This window comes from Priestia endophytica DSM 13796, from assembly GCF_900115845.1.
Classification (GTDB): domain Bacteria; phylum Bacillota; class Bacilli; order Bacillales; family Bacillaceae_H; genus Bacillus_I; species Bacillus_I endophytica.
This window is the reverse complement of sequence record NZ_FOXX01000007.1, coordinates 57810-72859: the sequence shown is the minus strand read 5'-3', so window position 1 is coordinate 72859 and position 15050 is coordinate 57810. Positions and strand designations below refer to the sequence as shown.

Annotated in this window: 19 protein-coding genes and 1 riboswitch; of the genes, 3 read left to right on the top strand and 16 right to left on the bottom strand. The window is 36.8% G+C overall.

Annotated elements, in window-relative coordinates:
- Positions 1–12: 12 nt before the first annotated feature.
- From BM012_RS14180 to BM012_RS14140, 9 genes are all read right to left on the bottom strand, one after another.
- Positions 13–2016 (bottom strand): ABC transporter ATP-binding protein, encoded by a 2004-nt coding sequence (locus BM012_RS14180; RefSeq protein WP_061803225.1) that lies wholly within the window; start codon positions 2014–2016, stop codon positions 13–15.
- Complete coding sequence (locus tag BM012_RS14175) at positions 2013–3764, bottom strand: ABC transporter ATP-binding protein (protein WP_061803224.1); 1752 nt, start codon at positions 3762–3764, stop codon at positions 2013–2015. Before BM012_RS14175 ends, BM012_RS14180 begins: the two co-directional genes overlap by 4 nt.
- Positions 3765–3973: 209 nt before the next feature.
- The gene (locus tag BM012_RS14170) at positions 3974–4993 is read right to left on the bottom strand and encodes a thiazole biosynthesis adenylyltransferase ThiF (RefSeq protein ID WP_061803223.1); all 1020 of its coding nucleotides are present in this window, start codon (positions 4991–4993) and stop codon (positions 3974–3976) included.
- Positions 4993–5760, bottom strand: coding sequence for a thiazole synthase (locus BM012_RS14165; RefSeq protein ID WP_061803222.1), 768 nt, complete (start codon positions 5758–5760; stop codon positions 4993–4995). Before BM012_RS14165 ends, BM012_RS14170 begins: the two co-directional genes overlap by 1 nt.
- A 2-nt stretch (positions 5761–5762) precedes the next feature.
- Complete coding sequence (thiS, locus tag BM012_RS14160) at positions 5763–5966, bottom strand: sulfur carrier protein ThiS (RefSeq protein ID WP_061803221.1); 204 nt, start codon at positions 5964–5966, stop codon at positions 5763–5765.
- A gap of 3 nt (positions 5967–5969) precedes the next feature.
- Positions 5970–7097 (bottom strand): glycine oxidase ThiO, encoded by a 1128-nt coding sequence (thiO, locus tag BM012_RS14155; protein ID WP_061803220.1) that lies wholly within the window; start codon positions 7095–7097, stop codon positions 5970–5972.
- Positions 7084–7704, bottom strand: a complete 621-nt coding sequence (gene tenI, locus BM012_RS14150) for a thiazole tautomerase TenI (protein ID WP_061803219.1) — start codon at positions 7702–7704, stop codon at positions 7084–7086. Before tenI ends, thiO begins: the two co-directional genes overlap by 14 nt.
- 78 nt (positions 7705–7782) lie before the next feature.
- Positions 7783–7890: riboswitch (TPP riboswitch) on the bottom strand.
- A 49-nt stretch (positions 7891–7939) separates the two neighbouring features.
- Positions 7940–8110: a type II toxin-antitoxin system antitoxin gene (locus BM012_RS14145; RefSeq protein ID WP_064504959.1), complete on the bottom strand. Its 171-nt coding sequence runs from the start codon at positions 8108–8110 to the stop codon at positions 7940–7942.
- A 4-nt stretch (positions 8111–8114) separates the two neighbouring features.
- On the bottom strand, positions 8115–8957 hold the full coding sequence (locus BM012_RS14140; protein WP_061803218.1) for an SPFH domain-containing protein: 843 nt from the start codon (positions 8955–8957) through the stop codon (positions 8115–8117).
- 138 nt (positions 8958–9095) lie between these two features.
- On the opposite strand from BM012_RS14140, the gene BM012_RS14135 reads away from it, so the two are divergent.
- Entirely contained in the window at positions 9096–9593 is a 498-nt protein-coding gene (locus tag BM012_RS14135; RefSeq protein WP_061803217.1) for a GNAT family N-acetyltransferase, read from the top strand.
- A gap of 26 nt (positions 9594–9619) precedes the next feature.
- On the opposite strand, the gene crcB is transcribed toward BM012_RS14135, so the two are convergent.
- Both crcB and BM012_RS14125 read right to left on the bottom strand, forming a co-directional pair.
- Positions 9620–9982, bottom strand: a complete 363-nt coding sequence (gene crcB, locus BM012_RS14130) for a fluoride efflux transporter CrcB (protein ID WP_061803216.1) — start codon at positions 9980–9982, stop codon at positions 9620–9622.
- Complete coding sequence (locus BM012_RS14125; protein ID WP_061803215.1) at positions 9979–10356, bottom strand: fluoride efflux transporter FluC; 378 nt, start codon at positions 10354–10356, stop codon at positions 9979–9981. The genes crcB and BM012_RS14125 overlap by 4 nt, the downstream gene beginning before the upstream one ends.
- 146 nt (positions 10357–10502) lie before the next feature.
- Between BM012_RS14125 and BM012_RS14120 the strand changes: the two genes are divergently transcribed.
- Positions 10503–10823, top strand: a complete 321-nt coding sequence (locus tag BM012_RS14120) for an ArsR/SmtB family transcription factor (RefSeq protein WP_019393943.1) — start codon at positions 10503–10505, stop codon at positions 10821–10823.
- 28 nt (positions 10824–10851) lie between these two features.
- Here BM012_RS14120 and BM012_RS14115 read toward each other — a convergent pair whose 3' ends face one another.
- Positions 10852–11739: a cation diffusion facilitator family transporter gene (locus tag BM012_RS14115; RefSeq protein WP_061803214.1), complete on the bottom strand. Its 888-nt coding sequence runs from the start codon at positions 11737–11739 to the stop codon at positions 10852–10854.
- Between the two features lie 217 nt (positions 11740–11956).
- Here BM012_RS14115 and BM012_RS14110 point away from each other — a divergent pair, with 217 nt between their 5' ends.
- Positions 11957–12859: an aldo/keto reductase gene (locus BM012_RS14110; RefSeq protein ID WP_061803213.1), complete on the top strand. Its 903-nt coding sequence runs from the start codon at positions 11957–11959 to the stop codon at positions 12857–12859.
- 37 nt (positions 12860–12896) lie between these two features.
- On the opposite strand, the gene BM012_RS14105 is transcribed toward BM012_RS14110, so the two are convergent.
- The 4 genes from BM012_RS14105 to BM012_RS14095 all read right to left on the bottom strand — a co-directional run bounded on the left by BM012_RS14105 (position 12897) and on the right by BM012_RS14095 (position 14973).
- Positions 12897–13238: a DUF1516 family protein gene (locus BM012_RS14105; RefSeq protein ID WP_019393946.1), complete on the bottom strand. Its 342-nt coding sequence runs from the start codon at positions 13236–13238 to the stop codon at positions 12897–12899.
- A 150-nt stretch (positions 13239–13388) separates the two neighbouring features.
- Positions 13389–13829, bottom strand: coding sequence for a GNAT family N-acetyltransferase (locus BM012_RS14100; protein ID WP_061803212.1), 441 nt, complete (start codon positions 13827–13829; stop codon positions 13389–13391).
- 69 nt (positions 13830–13898) lie between these two features.
- Positions 13899–14036 carry a hypothetical protein gene (locus BM012_RS26440; RefSeq protein WP_161939285.1) on the bottom strand — a complete coding sequence of 46 codons (138 nt, stop codon included), beginning with the start codon at positions 14034–14036 and terminating at the stop codon, positions 13899–13901.
- A gap of 61 nt (positions 14037–14097) precedes the next feature.
- Positions 14098–14973, bottom strand: coding sequence for a helix-turn-helix domain-containing protein (locus BM012_RS14095; RefSeq protein ID WP_061803211.1), 876 nt, complete (start codon positions 14971–14973; stop codon positions 14098–14100).
- Positions 14974–15050 lie beyond the last annotated feature (77 nt).

Genomic DNA, 15050 nt, shown 5'->3' with positions numbered 1-15050 from the left:
CTTTCCCTTTTTTTAACTTGCTTCTCCTTTTTGCGTTTTATACATCCCATAATAGATACCTCTTTTTTGCATCAGTTCCTCATGATTTCCATGCTCTACAATCCTTCCTTTATCTAAAACAAGAATCTGATCTGCTTCTTTAATCGTTGAAAGTCTATGAGCAATAATAAACGTTGTTCTTCCTTTCTTTAAAACATCAAGGCCATGCTGAATAACGCTTTCTGTTTCAGTATCAATATTTGCTGTTGCTTCATCGAGAACTAAGATAGACGGATTAAAAGCAAGAGCACGAGCAAATGATAGAAGCTGTCTTTCTCCTGTTGAAAACATTGTGCCCCTCTCTGCGACGCGTGCGTTCATCCCGCCTTTTAGCTTTCGTATAATACCTTCTCCCCCTACAGCTTCAATAGCAAGAAAGGCTTTTTTATCATCAATGTTTTGTTCATTAAGCGTGATGTTTTCCTTAACTGTTCCGCTGAATAAAAAGGGGTCTTGTAAAACAATAGCCATGTTTTTTCGAAGTTCTTGCTTTGAAATTGTTGATATATCCTCTCCATCAATGGTGATTTTCCCTTTTTGAACATCATAAAAGCGGAAAAGGATATTCATCATAGAGCTTTTACCTGATCCAGTGTGTCCAACAAGCGCCACTGTTTCTCCTGGCTGTGCTTTAAACGTAATGTTATGCAGCACTTCCTCTCCTTCTTTATAGCCAAATGAAACGTTATGAAAAGCTACTTCTCCTACATACTTCTTTCTTTTTCCAACTTCATACTTCTCCTCTTTTTCTGTTAAAAATTCGAACACACGAGAGGCAGAAACGCGGGCTTGCTCTAAATTAGAAAGCTGATTAACGATATCTGTAAGTGGCTCAAAGAGGCGATTAATGTAATCAACAAAAGCATATAAAATTCCAATTGTTATGATGCTTTCTCCATTAATAGATCCTCCCCCAAAATACCAGATAATAAGAACGAACGTAATATTTCGTAAAAAGCCCACAAGATTATACGATGTTAAGGCATTTAAAGAGTTGAGTTTGTTTTGATAAGTAAAATGATCTCTATTAATATGCTCAAATTCTTTTTGAAACGTCTTCTGTTTTCCGAAGGCTCTAATGATAGTCATTCCGTTAATTGATTCATTAATAGATCCATTTAATTCACTAATTCTTGTTCGGATTCGGTAATTGTAGAAAGAAGCAAACTTACGATAAAGAACAATCCAAATGAAAAGAATAGGGAAAATGACAAAACAGGCCAAAGCTAGTTTCGGATCTAAAATAAATAGCGCAACAAAAACCCCTATAATATAGACGATACTTGTTACAAACGTCGCAAGAACGGTCACATAAAGCTCTCTAATCGCTTCTGTATCGTTTGTGATGCGTGAAACAATCTGTCCTGCTGGAAAACGGTCAAAATACGATACAGGAAGCTTCTGAGTATGAAAGAAAACGTCTTCTCTCATCTTCTGAATGATGCGATGGGAACTAACCTGCAAATAGTAACGCTGACCAAAGTGGAGTACAGATGCTACAACAAGAAGGAAAAAATACATGCTCATTAACCAAACAATTGGTTTTGTTTCTTCCTTATAAAAAGAAAGCACTTCACTTCCTGTTAACTTTTCGGCTTTATATTGACTCTCTTCCTTATCACTCTTTACTATTAAGATTCCATCTTCAACAGAGCGAACGCCACCTTTTTGAACTTCTTCAGGAACAAAGTAATAAGAACGCCCAACTAATAGAACTTCTGCAACGTCACTATTTTTGTACTGTGGGACTCTGTCTCGCCTTTCATACCATGCATCATTATAGTGAACTGCTCCATCCTTTTCAGCTACTTCGACCCATCCCTTTTCAATTCCTAAGATATGATAATCAATCATTCGTTTAGCCAGAAATGGACCGCAAAGCTCACAGGAAACGGCTACAATTAGCATGAGGAGAGAAAGTATAATAAGTTTTTTTTGTGTTAACGCATAGTTCCATAAACGCCTTGCTGTTTTCATCCTTTCACCTCGCTTTCTTCTTTTAGATACTGCCTTATGTGCTGCTCTCTGTACCATCCTTCTCGTTGTTTCAGTTCCTTATGTGTTCCTTCTTGGACAATGCGCCCATCTTCAAGGACTAAAATATGATCAGCATGCTCAACTGCTGATAAACGATGCGTAATGATAAATGTTGTTTTTCCTTGTCGTTTTTTCGTTAGATTGCGAATAATTTGTTCTTCTGTCTTTGCATCAACAGCAGATAGAGAGTCATCTAAAATAAGAATTTGAGGATTACGCAAAAGAGCCCTTGCAATTGATAAACGCTGTTTTTGCCCTCCTGAAAGCGCCACTCCTTTTTCGCCAACGAGCGTATGAAGTCCTTTGCTTAAAAACGGGATGTCCTTATCAAAAGCAGCCAATTTTATTGCTTCTTCTACCTCTTCATCGCTTGCTGTCTCTTTACTAAGCAAGAGGTTCTCTTTTACTGTTTTTGAAAACAGAACATGCTCCTGTGGTACATATCCAATCCAGCTTTGCAAACGTTCTAAAGCAATATGCTGAATTGGTACATCTCCTATTAAAAGATCTCCTGAGCCAAGCGGGTATTGACGAAGAAGCTGTTGAATAAGAGCTGTTTTCCCACTTCCTGTTCGCCCAACAATCCCAACCGTTTCTCCTTTATAGACCGTAAATGAGATATGGTTTAAAACAGGTTTTTGTGATGTAGGATAAGAAAAAGATAAATGCTTGTATTCAATTGGAGCTGGCACTTCTACGTGCTGAAGAATAGCATTATTTTTTATATCTTCTTTCTGCTGGAGAATGTGATTTACACGATCAACAGACGCATTTCCGCGCTCCATTATGTTAATGAGTTCTCCAATGGCAAACATTGGCCAAATCATCATTCCAAGATAAACGTTGAACGAAACAAGCTCACCTAATGTTAACTCTCTATGAAAAACAAGATATGTTCCATATCCAAGCCCAATTAAATAGCTTACACCAACTAAAATTTTTACAAGCGGTGCCAAAAGGGCATCAATTTGAGCTACTTCGCGATTTCGGTTGTAAACTTCCTCTGTCATCTCATGAAATTTCTTTATTTCATGTTCTTCTTGAACATAAGCTCGAACGACCCGTACTCCTTCTACAGATTCCAGAACTTTATCATTCATTTTCCCAAAAGCATCTTGTGCTCTAATAAAACGATGATGAATTTTTGTACCAAGTTTGCTAATACAAAGAGCCATAATCGGTAAAGGAAGGACAGCAGCAATTGTAAGTTTCCAACTAATTGTTACACTCATCATGACAAGAACTGTAAGCATAAAAACGGTTGAATCAATAAGTGTTAAAATTCCATATCCAGCTGTTGCAGCAACTGCTTTCACATCATTTGTTGCTCTCGCCATTAAATCTCCTGTTCGGTTACGCTCATAAAAAGGAGGAGACATATTTAAAAAATGCTTCATAAGCTTAGTTCGTGAAACGCGCTCAAGAATATTAGCGCCTCCAAAAAGCTGACGCATCCAAATATATGTAATGATATAAACGATAATGGCAATGACCGTTAGAAAGACAATTCTATTTTCTAAAAAGGGAGCAGTTAATGTGCCTGCACCAATGCTATCGATTACGACTCCAAGTATTTTAGGTGGCAGGACATCTAAAATACTGGCTAAAAGCAGCAAGAGCAGGACGCTTGTATACCTTTTCCAATACTTTTTAAAAAACCATGATAGTTTACCTAAAACTGAAAACATACCTTCTCTCCTTTCTGTTATTTTATGGATAATATTCGTCATAAAAAAAGACATCGTCTTTTAAAGCGATGCCCTTACCTATCTTTCAAAAGAAAACGACTTTATTACTGTATGAGAAGATGATGACTTTTATCTCTTCTACAACAAAATCGTTTTCTAAATATAAGATAGCTTTATTCTAGATTTTTTTTAATTTTTAGTCAATTAATCTATCCAAAATAACGGTGATAAACTTTCTTTGCTTCCTTAATATCTTTCAAACCATGTAAAAATACGCGTCCATCTTTAAAAAGGACAATGCGGATGTCTCCCTCTTCAAAAGAAAGTAAAAATGGATTACGCTTTACGGTATGTGTTGAACTCAAGTCTTTCTCAATTCTCATTAAGTCTACTTCTTCTCTTTTCGGGACGCGAATCTGAACCGTATCTCTCCCACAAAGCACGGCTGTTTTAAGCTGGTTTTCATACTTCAGATGTGGATATAGTGGAGATACGCCGCAAGACGGGCAGTCATCTCTTTTTAGCTTGTCAACGGAAATAGCTGTTTGCTGGTTTTTCCATAAATCAAATGAAACAAGTTTACGATTAACGGCTTCAAAATCTTCTACAAGAATCTTCATTGCTTCTGCCACTTGATAAGCCGTAACCATCATAACAGCGGGAGCTATAATTCCAACTGTATCACATGTTGCGCCGCCAAGTGGAACAGTCTTCATTAAACAATGTAGACAAGGAGTCTCTCCAGGTAAAATAGTATATGAAAGACCATAGCTTCCAACACATGCTCCATAAATCCACGGAATGTTTTCACGCTGAGCCATATCATTAATAATAAAGCGAATATCAAAGTTATCTGTAGCATCCATAATTAAATCAACAGAATCTTGTTTTAAGAGATTTTCTAATTCAAGGGAAGTAACATCAAGCGTATGTGCTTCTATTTCTACTTCACTATTAATTTGTTCTAGTCGCTTTTTAGCAGCAATAGCTTTTGGCGTTTGCTCTTTCGCATCCTGCTCTGTGTAAAGCTGTTGACGTTGAAGATTACTCCATTCTACGTAATCTCGGTCAACAATGGTAAGTTTACGAATTCCTGCCCGTACTAGCGCTTCAGCATTGCCGGTACCAAGTGCTCCTGCTCCAATCATAAGCACATGTTTTTTTGCAATATTCCCTTGTCCTTTCTTTCCAATTGGAGCAAAAAGCTCTTGTCTTGAGTAACGAGTCATTAACTAACTGTCATCCCTTCCTTTGGGCTACTCGCTGTAGCATATCGCTTCGCTGGAATACGACCTGCTCTGAATGCTTTGTGCCCAGCTATAATACTATCTCTCATTGCTTCTGCCATCAAAACTGGATCATTAGCTCCTGATACAGCTGTATTTAAAAGAACCCCATCTGCACCTAGTTCCATTGCGCGTGCTGCATGAGAAGCTGTACCAATCCCTGCATCTACAATAACAGGTACATTTGCTTGTTCAATAATAAAACTTAAGTTCAGCTCATTAATGATTCCTTGTCCTGAACCAATTGGAGCTGCTGCTGGCATAATTGCATGTACTCCTAATTCCTCTAGCTTTCTTGCCAACACAACATCATCTGAAGTGTATGGTAGCACAGTAAATCCTTCTTTTAAAAGCTCTTCGCTTGCTTTTAATGTTTCTACAGGGTCTGGAAGAAGCGTTTTGTCACAGCCGATTACTTCAACCTTTACCATATCACAAAGCCCAGAAGCTTTGGCTAGTTTAGCAATCCGAACAGCTTCTTCAGCTGTTTTCGCTCCCGCTGTATTTGGTAATAGTGTATAATTTTTAACGTTAAGCTCTTCTAGCAAATCTGGTTGTGCCTGATCAAAGATATTCATTCTTCTAACTGCAAACGTCAAAATTTCTGTTTCCGAAGCCTCAACTGCTCTTTTCTGAATCTCATAGTTTGGGAATTTTCCTGTACCTAATAGTAAACGTGATTGAAATGAATAAGAACCAATTTTCAACATTATTATCCTCCTCCAACAAATGACACAATTTCAAATGTGTCTCCATCTTGAATATTTTCGTTTATGTGATCTTCTTTTTCTAAGATTGTTCCATTTTTCTCTACAACTAATATTTTGTTTTCCATTCCATATGCTGCTAAAAGTTCAGAAACATTACTAATATGTGGCTCTACCTTAACATTTTCACCGTTTATCTTGCAGTTCATCTTTTATCCTCCTTTCAAAGAGTAAGCTCTTTCCGGTGAGAAAGCGTTAAAAAAATGCTCTTTTGGCTGAGTACCGTTAATAAGATCTCTCATCAATTCTCCTGTTTTAGCACTGAGTAAAATGCCGTTTCGGTAATGTCCATATGCTAAAAAACAACCTTTCATATAAGGACTTTCCCCTAAGTAAGGCCATCCATCATCTGTTTGAGGACGTAGACCTGTCCACGATTTTAAGAAAACAGAGTGAGAAAGTTCAGGTATTAGCTCTTTCGCCTTTTCAAAAAGCTTGCTCATCCCTCCAAACGTAACATCTCTATCGAATGTATGCGGTGTTCTTGTTGCGCCAACTAAAAGCTTTCCTCCTGCTTTTGGAACGATGTAGAAAGCTTCTGGTGTATAAATGGTATGCTTTAATATCGGTTTGTTTGATTTAAGAAGCATACACTCTCCTTTAACAGGATAAACCTTTTTCTCTGTTACATATGGAAGTAGCTTGCTTGTCCATGCTCCTGTTGTGACAACAACAGATGAAGTTGCAAAAGTACCTTGTGACGTAGTAACTCCTTTAACAAACCCATTTTCTTCAATAATCTGAGAAACATGACAGTGCTCATAGAGATCTCCTCCATAAACAGCTGTGCCATATGCCAGAGCTTTTGTATATTTAAAAGCATTAAGCTGCCCGTCATTCGGTAAGGAAATCCCACCTTTAATTGTTGAAGAAAGCATTTTTTCTCTTTTTTTCAGTTCACTTGTTGTTAACCATTCAACAGACGGATCCCATTTTTTATATGTGCTAAATTTCCTCTTCAATTCTTCGAGCCCGTCCTCTGTCGTTGCTACTTTTAATACTCCTTTTTCGATAAGTTCTGCGTCAATGCCAGTTACTTCTCTCAGTTCGTTCACACGATTTTTAAAAAGTTCTCGGCTGCTTAACGCCAATTGCAAGAGAGGACCTTCTTCATCAATTTCAGCTTGTGCTCCTAAAATGCCCGCAGCAGCTCTTGAAGCGCCACTGCTTATTTCTCCTTGCTCCAAAACAGCGACCTGTTTGTGTTGTTTTGCAAGCTCATATGCAATGGAACAGCCTATCACACCGCCTCCAATGATTATTACATCATACTCTTTCACAATGCTCGCTCCCATTTAATAAATTCCAGCAAGCTCTAGCTGTTTCACCTGGAGCTTCTGTTTGAAACAAACCGGACATAAGTGCAATGCCTGCAGCATTCGTTTCTTTCACTTCTCCTATGTTGCTTATATTAATGCCTCCAATCCCAATAACAGGGATAGATAGTTCTTCAACAATCTGAGCTAATTCCTGTACGCCGCGAGGCTTTTTTCCTTTTTTTGAAGAGGTTTCATATAAATGACCGAAAACAACGTAATCAGCTCCATCCTGTTCACTTTGCTTTGCTTCTTCTAGCGAATGAACAGACTTTCCGACATAAAGGTGTGGAAAAGCTTTCTTCACATCTTTAACGCTTAAGCTATGATAAGCAAGATGAACTCCCCTTAATCCTCTTACTAACGCTATATCGACGCGATCATTCACAATTAATTTAGCAGGAGATATTCCTTGCTTTAGTATGGAATCAATAAGGTCATTAAGCTCATAAGCTGTCTTTTTCTTTTCTCTAATTTGAATAAGTTCTACGTACGGATCAATAGATTTAATATTTCGAATTATCTTCTCAAAAGGCTGTTCTCCAGATGTTACCGCATATAAAAACGCCACAATTTCACCTCTTTAGAAAACTAAAAACCACCCATACAAGCGTAAGGGTGGTTTGAATAAACATTTTTAGATTATTAAAAAACGTTTGCCACACTTCCCTACGCTGGTACAAACCAGATCCGGTTCAAAGAGTTCAGAAATATATTTCCGTCTCAGCTATTCACAATAGCACCCCTAGTGATGATGTTTTATATAATTTTCCTTCATTATAACAAACTAGTAAGAAATGACAAGCCTATTCTTCCTTGTATTCATTATTTTTTAATCTTCCAGCGCGTTTTACTGCTTCACGTAACAAAAATTCAATGTGGCCATTCACGCTTCGAAACTCATCCTGCGCCCAGCGCTCAAGGATTTTATGAAGTTCTGGGTCAATTCGCAGCGGAAAGTTTTTTTTCTTAGCCATAAAACTAGTAAAGACTACCTGTATTAATGACTGGCTGCGTTCCTCTATCAGAGATAATCGCCACCATTAAATTATTGACCATGTTAACTTTCCGCTCTTCGTCAAGCTCTAAAACGTGATCACGATCAAGCTGTTCAACAGCCATTTGAGCCATCGAAACAGCACCTTCAACAATTTTCTTACGAGCTGATAAAATAGCTGAAGCTTGCTGACGCTGTAACATTGCACTAGCAATTTCTGTTGAATAAGCAAGATGAGTTAGTCTTGTTTCAATTACTTCAACACCAGCAACAGATAAACGCTCCTGAAGCTCCCGTGCCATTTCTTTTGACACTTCATCAGCATTTCCACGCAACGTAATTTCTTCTGTTGTAAATGTATCATACGGATATTTTGTGGCAACATGACGTATTGCGGTTTCACTTTGAATTTCAACAAATTCTTCATATTGATCAACATCGAATACTGCTTTAGCTGCATCAACAACTTTAAATACAATAACAGCAGCAATTTCAATTGGGTTTCCTTCTACATCATTTACTTTTAAACGCTTGCTATTAAAGTTGCGTACGCGCAGAGAAACGGTTCTTCTTGTACTAAAAGGAATCGTCATGAATAATCCACTATCACGAATCGAACCCAAGTAATCTCCAAAAAAGATAATCACTTTTGACTGATTTGGCTGCACAATTGTAATGCCTGTAGCTAATACTGCTCCTACAGCAACAAGAATAATAGCAAGAATTACATTTTCTTCAGCAAATGAAACAACAGCAAAAGCTAAAAGAAGAAGAAGGACGACTACCCCTAGATATCCATTCATATACAATGCTTTCTTTTCCTTCATTTCACCACTCCTTTTTGTTAATATTCAATTTATATCATTATGATATCACTTTTGTATATAATTGTAAATGAAATCATTAAGCAAATCTTTTTTGTTTCTTCTCTTATTTGGTTATCCTAATATCGGAGGTGATGATAAGTGCGGAAAGGACAGCTAACAGATATCCCTGAGATCGCAGCATTAGCAAAGCAATCCATTAAAATGATGCATGCCGAAGGAAACAACCAGTGGGATGAAACATACCCAACGGAAGAATCTTTTAAAGAAGATATTCGTAGCGGCACTCTATATGTTCAAGAAGAAGAAGGAAAAATTGCTGGTTCAGCGACTATTGATATGGTTGAGGGAAAACCGTACAAACAAATAAAGTGGCGCTCAGATGAAAAGGCACTTGTCTTGCACCGTCTTCTTGTAAATCCAGAAGTAAGAGGAAAAGGCGTTGCTTCTGCTTTTATGGACTTCTTAGAACATCTTGCAGGAGAACAAGGCATTTCCTATTTAAAAACAGATACATCTTCTTTAAATAAGCCCGCGCAAAAACTCTTTGAGCGCAAAGGCTTTCAAAAGGTTGGAGAAATGTATTTTGAAGGAAAAGAAGATGAATTTTATGGATATGATAAATTTCTTTCACACTAAAAAAGAGCGGAATTCCCCCGCTCTTTTTACATGCCGTAAAATCCTAAATAAAAAAGCCCAATTGTTCCTGCAAAAGAAAGCAAAATATAAACAAAAAACAAAGAGTATGCTTTCTTTTGAAGAAGACCCATTGCCTCAACACTAAATGTTGAAAAGGTCGTAAATGCTCCAAAAAACCCTACGGCTACAAAAAGATAGAGAGAGCTTGTTGAAGATAAAGGAAAAGCAAAATGATAAAATACGCCAAGTCCTAGTCCTCCAAGCGCATTCACAATAAGCATTGATAATGGCATCTTTGATTTTTTAGTCCAGGCTAGAAAAATAAGGCCAAGCCAGTAGCGACAAAGTGCACCAATGCTTCCTCCAACTATCACAAAAAGTGCACTCACTTACTTACACCTCGTTCCTCCACAAACTTTCTTACAAACCTAGCTCCTAAAAAGACAGCAAGAAGCCCGAATACAAGAGAAATACTAATGTAGAGAAGAAACTCCTCTGTACTTTTTAAAAATACGGCATCAAAAGCCAAGGTAGAGAACGTTGTAAACCCACCACAAACCCCTGTGCCAAGCCCTACCTTAATCCACTCTCTTGACGTTCGCAAACTAAAATAAGCTGTCAGCGCTCCTAATACAAAACTTCCAACTATATTTTGAAAAAATGTGTGATATGGAAAGCTGCTGTGTGGAATCCAAAGAGTTGTAACAAACCGCAAATATGCCCCTAAAGCCCCTCCAACAGCTACAGCTATAGAATTTTTCAATATGTATCACATTCTTTCTGTTATTTCATTTTTTATTGTCCTCTTTTTTATTTTCTTTGTAAACCATTCACATTTCTTCTTTTTCGTTTGTTCCTTTGCCATTCTTTTCTTATAATAAAGAAGAGATCAATAAAGGAGCGAAAACGATGAGCGAACATGAGCAAGAACAAACTCATTTGGATATTGATGAAGAAACGCTTTTTATCGTATCCCAAACATTCAAGGCTTTATCAGATCCAACCCGCCTACGGATACTACATCTACTTTTTCAAGGTGAACACTCTGTGTCAGATATCGCTGCAAAACTATCGCTGCTTCAATCTACAGTTTCCCATCAGCTTCGATTTTTAAAAAACTTACGCTTAGTTAAATTTCGTCGTGAAGGAACAACCCTTTACTATTCACATGATGACAAACATGTTATTGATTTGCTACAACAAGCAATTGAACATGCACAGCACCATTAAAAAAGAGAGGAAATTCTTCCTCTCTTTTTTAATTGCAGTGACCACAGATACCTTGGTGTTTATCAACTTGAATTGTCGTATGTTCAATATGAAAAGCATGACTCAATATATGTTTAGATTCTGTCATAATTTGCTCATATCGATTAAAATCTTCTACTACAATATGACAGCTCAAAGCTGGAAAATCTGAAGAAATTGACCATATATGAAGATCTTGCACCTCTTTAATTCCATCTATTGTTAGTAATTTCTCTTTAATTTTTTCAGTATTTAAGTTGGACGGCGTTCCTTCCATTAAGACATGAAACGAATCTCTCGTCACTCTTACCCCGCTAACAATAACAAGGCAAGCAACGATAATACTTGCAACAGGGTCTGCCCAGTTCCATCCAAATAGTAAAATAAGGACAGCTGCCACAATCGCTCCAATTGAGCCGAGCAAGTCTCCTAAAACGTGCAAAAATGCGCTTCTTACATTCAAATTATCATGATGATCTCCTTTCATTAACAGAAAGGCAGCTACAATGTTTACAACAAGCCCTACTGATGAAATGATGATCATTCCTGTACTCATCACTTCAGGAGAAGTCAAAAGACGATGAAAAGCTTCCCAAAGAATATAAAGTGAAATAAAAATAAGAGCAAGGCCATTTAAAAAAGCAACTAATATTTCAAATCGTTTATATCCGTATGTTTTTGTATTTGTTGCTTTTTTCTCCCCCACCTTAATCGCGAACAAACTAAGACCTAAAGAGACAGCATCACTTAGCATATGCCCAGCATCAGAAAGTAAAGCTAGACTGTTTGTCATGATTCCACCAATAACTTCTACTACTAGATAAAAAGAAATGAGAAAGAAGGATAGCGTTAACGCTTTCTTGTTATTTGTATGATGATGACTATGATCATGCCCCATATTTCTCTCTCCTCCTTTATATGATTATATGCTCATGTATTGATTGTCACATTTTTCTCTGCCTTCTTCAAGTTTCTATTCTCTCTCTTCTGAAAAGGATCCATACACATTTATTCTTTTCACTTTTTCGTTAAACATCTTGGCCACAAGTTTTCATTTGTCAGAAAACAAGGATTCAGAGATAATGAAAAAAGAGTCTTGCTAAGGAGGAATAGCTATGGAGAGAATACAAATTGCTGAAAATTTATCATTTTCTCGTATTATTCATGGATTATGGCGGTTAGAAGATTGGAAATACTCATCAAAAGAAACACTCGAACTTATTGAATATTGCTTAGATGAAGGTATTACAACGTTTGATCATGCAGATATTTATGGAAGTTACCTTTGTGAAGAAAGATTTGGGGAAGCCCTTTCTCTTAAACCTTCTCTTCGAGACAAGATAGAGCTTGTCACAAAGTGCGGGATTGTCTTACCATCAAAGCAACGCCCTCAACATACTTCACATTACTATAATACAAGTTATGAGCACATTTTATTATCTGCTCATAACTCATTGAAAGCCCTTAAAACCGACTATATTGACTTGTTACTCATTCATAGACCAGATCCATTCATGAATTCGGAAGAAGTTGCTGAAGCTTTTTCAACTCTTCATCGTGAAGGAAAAGTGCGTCATTTTGGGGTTTCAAACTTTAAAGATCATCAGTTTCGTATGCTTGAATCTTACCTTGACTTTCCACTTGTCACAAACCAGCTTGAACTGTCTCCTTCCAACTTAGAAAATTTTCTAGATGGAACACTTAATCTTTGCCAAGAGAAACGAATCCCCCCAATGGCTTGGTCACCACTTGGTGGTGGGAGCATTTTTACTGAACAGGATGAAAAATCACTCCGCCTTCACACTACTCTAAAAAAAGTCGGAGAAGAGCTTGGAATCACAGAGGTTGATAAAGTCATCTACTCATGGCTTCTTGCTCATCCTGCCCGCATTATGCCAATTGTGGGCTCAGGCAAGAAAGAACGGATTCATAACGCTGTAGATGCTCTAAATTATTCCATGTCAACTGAACAATGGTTTGAAATCTTACAAAGCTCAATGGGACATGAAGTGCCTTAATAAAAAAGCTAGCTTAGCAATTGCTAAGCTAGCTTTTTTAGAAGCGAATATATCCATATCCTATTGATACAAGAACTGCCACAAGAACAATCAATAAAATAAAGAAAGCACCTGTTGGTTCGTTTCTTCTCTTTCTTAAAATCGTCATTTCCATTAGTCCAATTGCAAGAACTGCAATAACAAGTTTTACGATAAATACGGTTTGCAATGCGCCAAGTGCAAGCATTCCAATACCTGATACAAGCATGATTACGTAAAATAAACGTAAAATCATATGTGTGATTTTCTGTTTACTAAAGATATAGCTTATAAGATAAAGTACAACAAGTACTCCCCAAGAACCCTGGTGTGCTTTAAAAAAGATTTCCCATAAATCCACGTTTTCTCCCCCCAACTCTCTCTTAAGTTTTACTTTTACATTAGGTTCATTTTAATTTTATAGAGGTTTCTATCTAGTGACAATGCTTTTATAGTATTTTTTACAAACTGTTCAAGAATTAAACTCTTTTTAAAAGAAGTAGAAACTCATCTATTTTTTAATCATATCAACATGAGGAATTCCCTCATCATCATATGGTAATGTAATGGCTTGGAATCCAAAGCTTCCATAGAATTTCTCTAGATGAGCTTGAGCCTGAATTTTTATCGTTGTTTCACAAAGCTCTTCTTCTAAAAATTTAAGAGCTCTTTCCATAACCTCATAGCCTAAGCCACTTCCCCTAAAATCCTTATAAACAAGCACTCGTCCAATTGATGCTTCCTTATATGAGACGCCTCTCGGTAAAATCCGTACATAGGCAGCAATGATCCCATCTTCTTCTTTAAATAAGTGGTAACACTCTTGATCTTTATCATCTGCTTCATGATACAAGCAGTTCTGTTCCACAACAAAAACGTCAATGCGTGCTTTTAAAATCGCATAAAGTTCCTTTGGGGTTAGGTTGTTGAATGGTTTTAGAGTAAAAGACATGATTAATCCTCCGTATTCTTTCGTAAAAAAAAGAGAGGATATTATTCCTCTCTTTTCTCTCCTTGCTTATTAATGACGATACTCAGCAGCAGTTTGGATTGCTTGATGATTTGTTAATTCTAAGAGTGTGTTGTCCATAAATCCTCCTGCAACTACAATTGATGCTATTACTGCAAAGACAGCTGTTAAAGCAATTTTCTTTTTCATAATTTTTGTTCTCTCCTTTTTATACCTTATATTTTAGTTCAATATATTTAATCAATAAAGCTTATTGATTACCAAAAAACTCTTCTATATCTTCTCTTACAACATCGGCATAAACGGTATTTGACTGCAGCCTAAAAAAGCTTTCAGAACGCTGAAATGCTTCTAAGGCTTGCTCTTTTTCTCCCAAAAACATTAGAACTTCTGCCTTCTCATACCAAAGCTCTGCAAAAAGATATAAAGAATTATTCTGCAAGCAAACATTCAGTCCTCTTTCAGCCTTTTCTAGCGATTTCTTGTATTCCCTTGCATCACCTAAAGATTTAGATTGGTTAAATAGAAGTTTTTGATAAATCGTAGGATCATGGACATAATCCAATTTTTCCCACTCTTCTATTGCTTTATTATGGAATGTTATTGCTTTATCAAGGTCCCCATTATGAGCATGAATGATAGCTAAGCTATTTAATATTTCACTTTTTCTATTAGAGGAACTCGGCTTAGCTAAATCTGAAAGTTCTAATGCCCCATTTAATAAATCTTGGGATTTTTTAAAATCACTAAAGACATGCTGCCTACAAATTCCCTCATGCCAAAGTAGGAATTGCTGATAATCTAAATCTTCTTTATACATTTCCGTTTTTTTCTCTTTTGAAATAATATCAAAAACCATCTTATAATTGGTTTCATCAGTATAATAACGGATTAATTTCTTAACAGGCTGAATATACTCTTCTAAGTTTTCTTCAAAAAAGTATTCCATCGGCGCCCCTAATCTTTGAGAGAGACGATATAAAATGATACTAGAGGGGATGCCTTCTCCTTTTTCAAACTTACTCACTTGTGATTGAGAACAAATGCCTTCAGCTAATTCAGACTGTCTTAAGCCCATTTTCTTTCTCAGATTTTTAATCTTCTGTCCAATATAATACTCGTTCATACGTTCATCCCCTTGAACTCACTCTATTACTATTCTACTACAGACTTATCTCTATTTTAAGGGAAAGAAGGAAAAGT

Coding starts and splice junctions, on each gene's coding strand:
- BM012_RS14180 (WP_061803225.1), bottom strand. CDS start 2,016: ATGAAAACAGCAAGGCGTTTATGGAACTATGCGTTAACACAAAAAAAA.
- BM012_RS14175 (WP_061803224.1), bottom strand. CDS start 3,764: ATGTTTTCAGTTTTAGGTAAACTATCATGGTTTTTTAAAAAGTATTGG.
- BM012_RS14170 (WP_061803223.1), bottom strand. CDS start 4,993: ATGACTCGTTACTCAAGACAAGAGCTTTTTGCTCCAATTGGAAAGAAA.
- BM012_RS14165 (WP_061803222.1), bottom strand. CDS start 5,760: ATGTTGAAAATTGGTTCTTATTCATTTCAATCACGTTTACTATTAGGT.
- thiS (WP_061803221.1), bottom strand. CDS start 5,966: ATGAACTGCAAGATAAACGGTGAAAATGTTAAGGTAGAGCCACATATT.
- BM012_RS14145 (WP_064504959.1), bottom strand. CDS start 8,110: ATGGCTAAGAAAAAAAACTTTCCGCTGCGAATTGACCCAGAACTTCAT.
- BM012_RS14140 (WP_061803218.1), bottom strand. CDS start 8,957: ATGAAGGAAAAGAAAGCATTGTATATGAATGGATATCTAGGGGTAGTC.
- BM012_RS14120 (WP_019393943.1), top strand. CDS start 10,503: ATGAGCGAACATGAGCAAGAACAAACTCATTTGGATATTGATGAAGAA.
- BM012_RS14115 (WP_061803214.1), bottom strand. CDS start 11,739: ATGGGGCATGATCATAGTCATCATCATACAAATAACAAGAAAGCGTTA.
- BM012_RS14110 (WP_061803213.1), top strand. CDS start 11,957: ATGGAGAGAATACAAATTGCTGAAAATTTATCATTTTCTCGTATTATT.
- BM012_RS14100 (WP_061803212.1), bottom strand. CDS start 13,829: ATGTCTTTTACTCTAAAACCATTCAACAACCTAACCCCAAAGGAACTT.
- BM012_RS26440 (WP_161939285.1), bottom strand. CDS start 14,036: ATGAAAAAGAAAATTGCTTTAACAGCTGTCTTTGCAGTAATAGCATCA.
- BM012_RS14095 (WP_061803211.1), bottom strand. CDS start 14,973: ATGAACGAGTATTATATTGGACAGAAGATTAAAAATCTGAGAAAGAAA.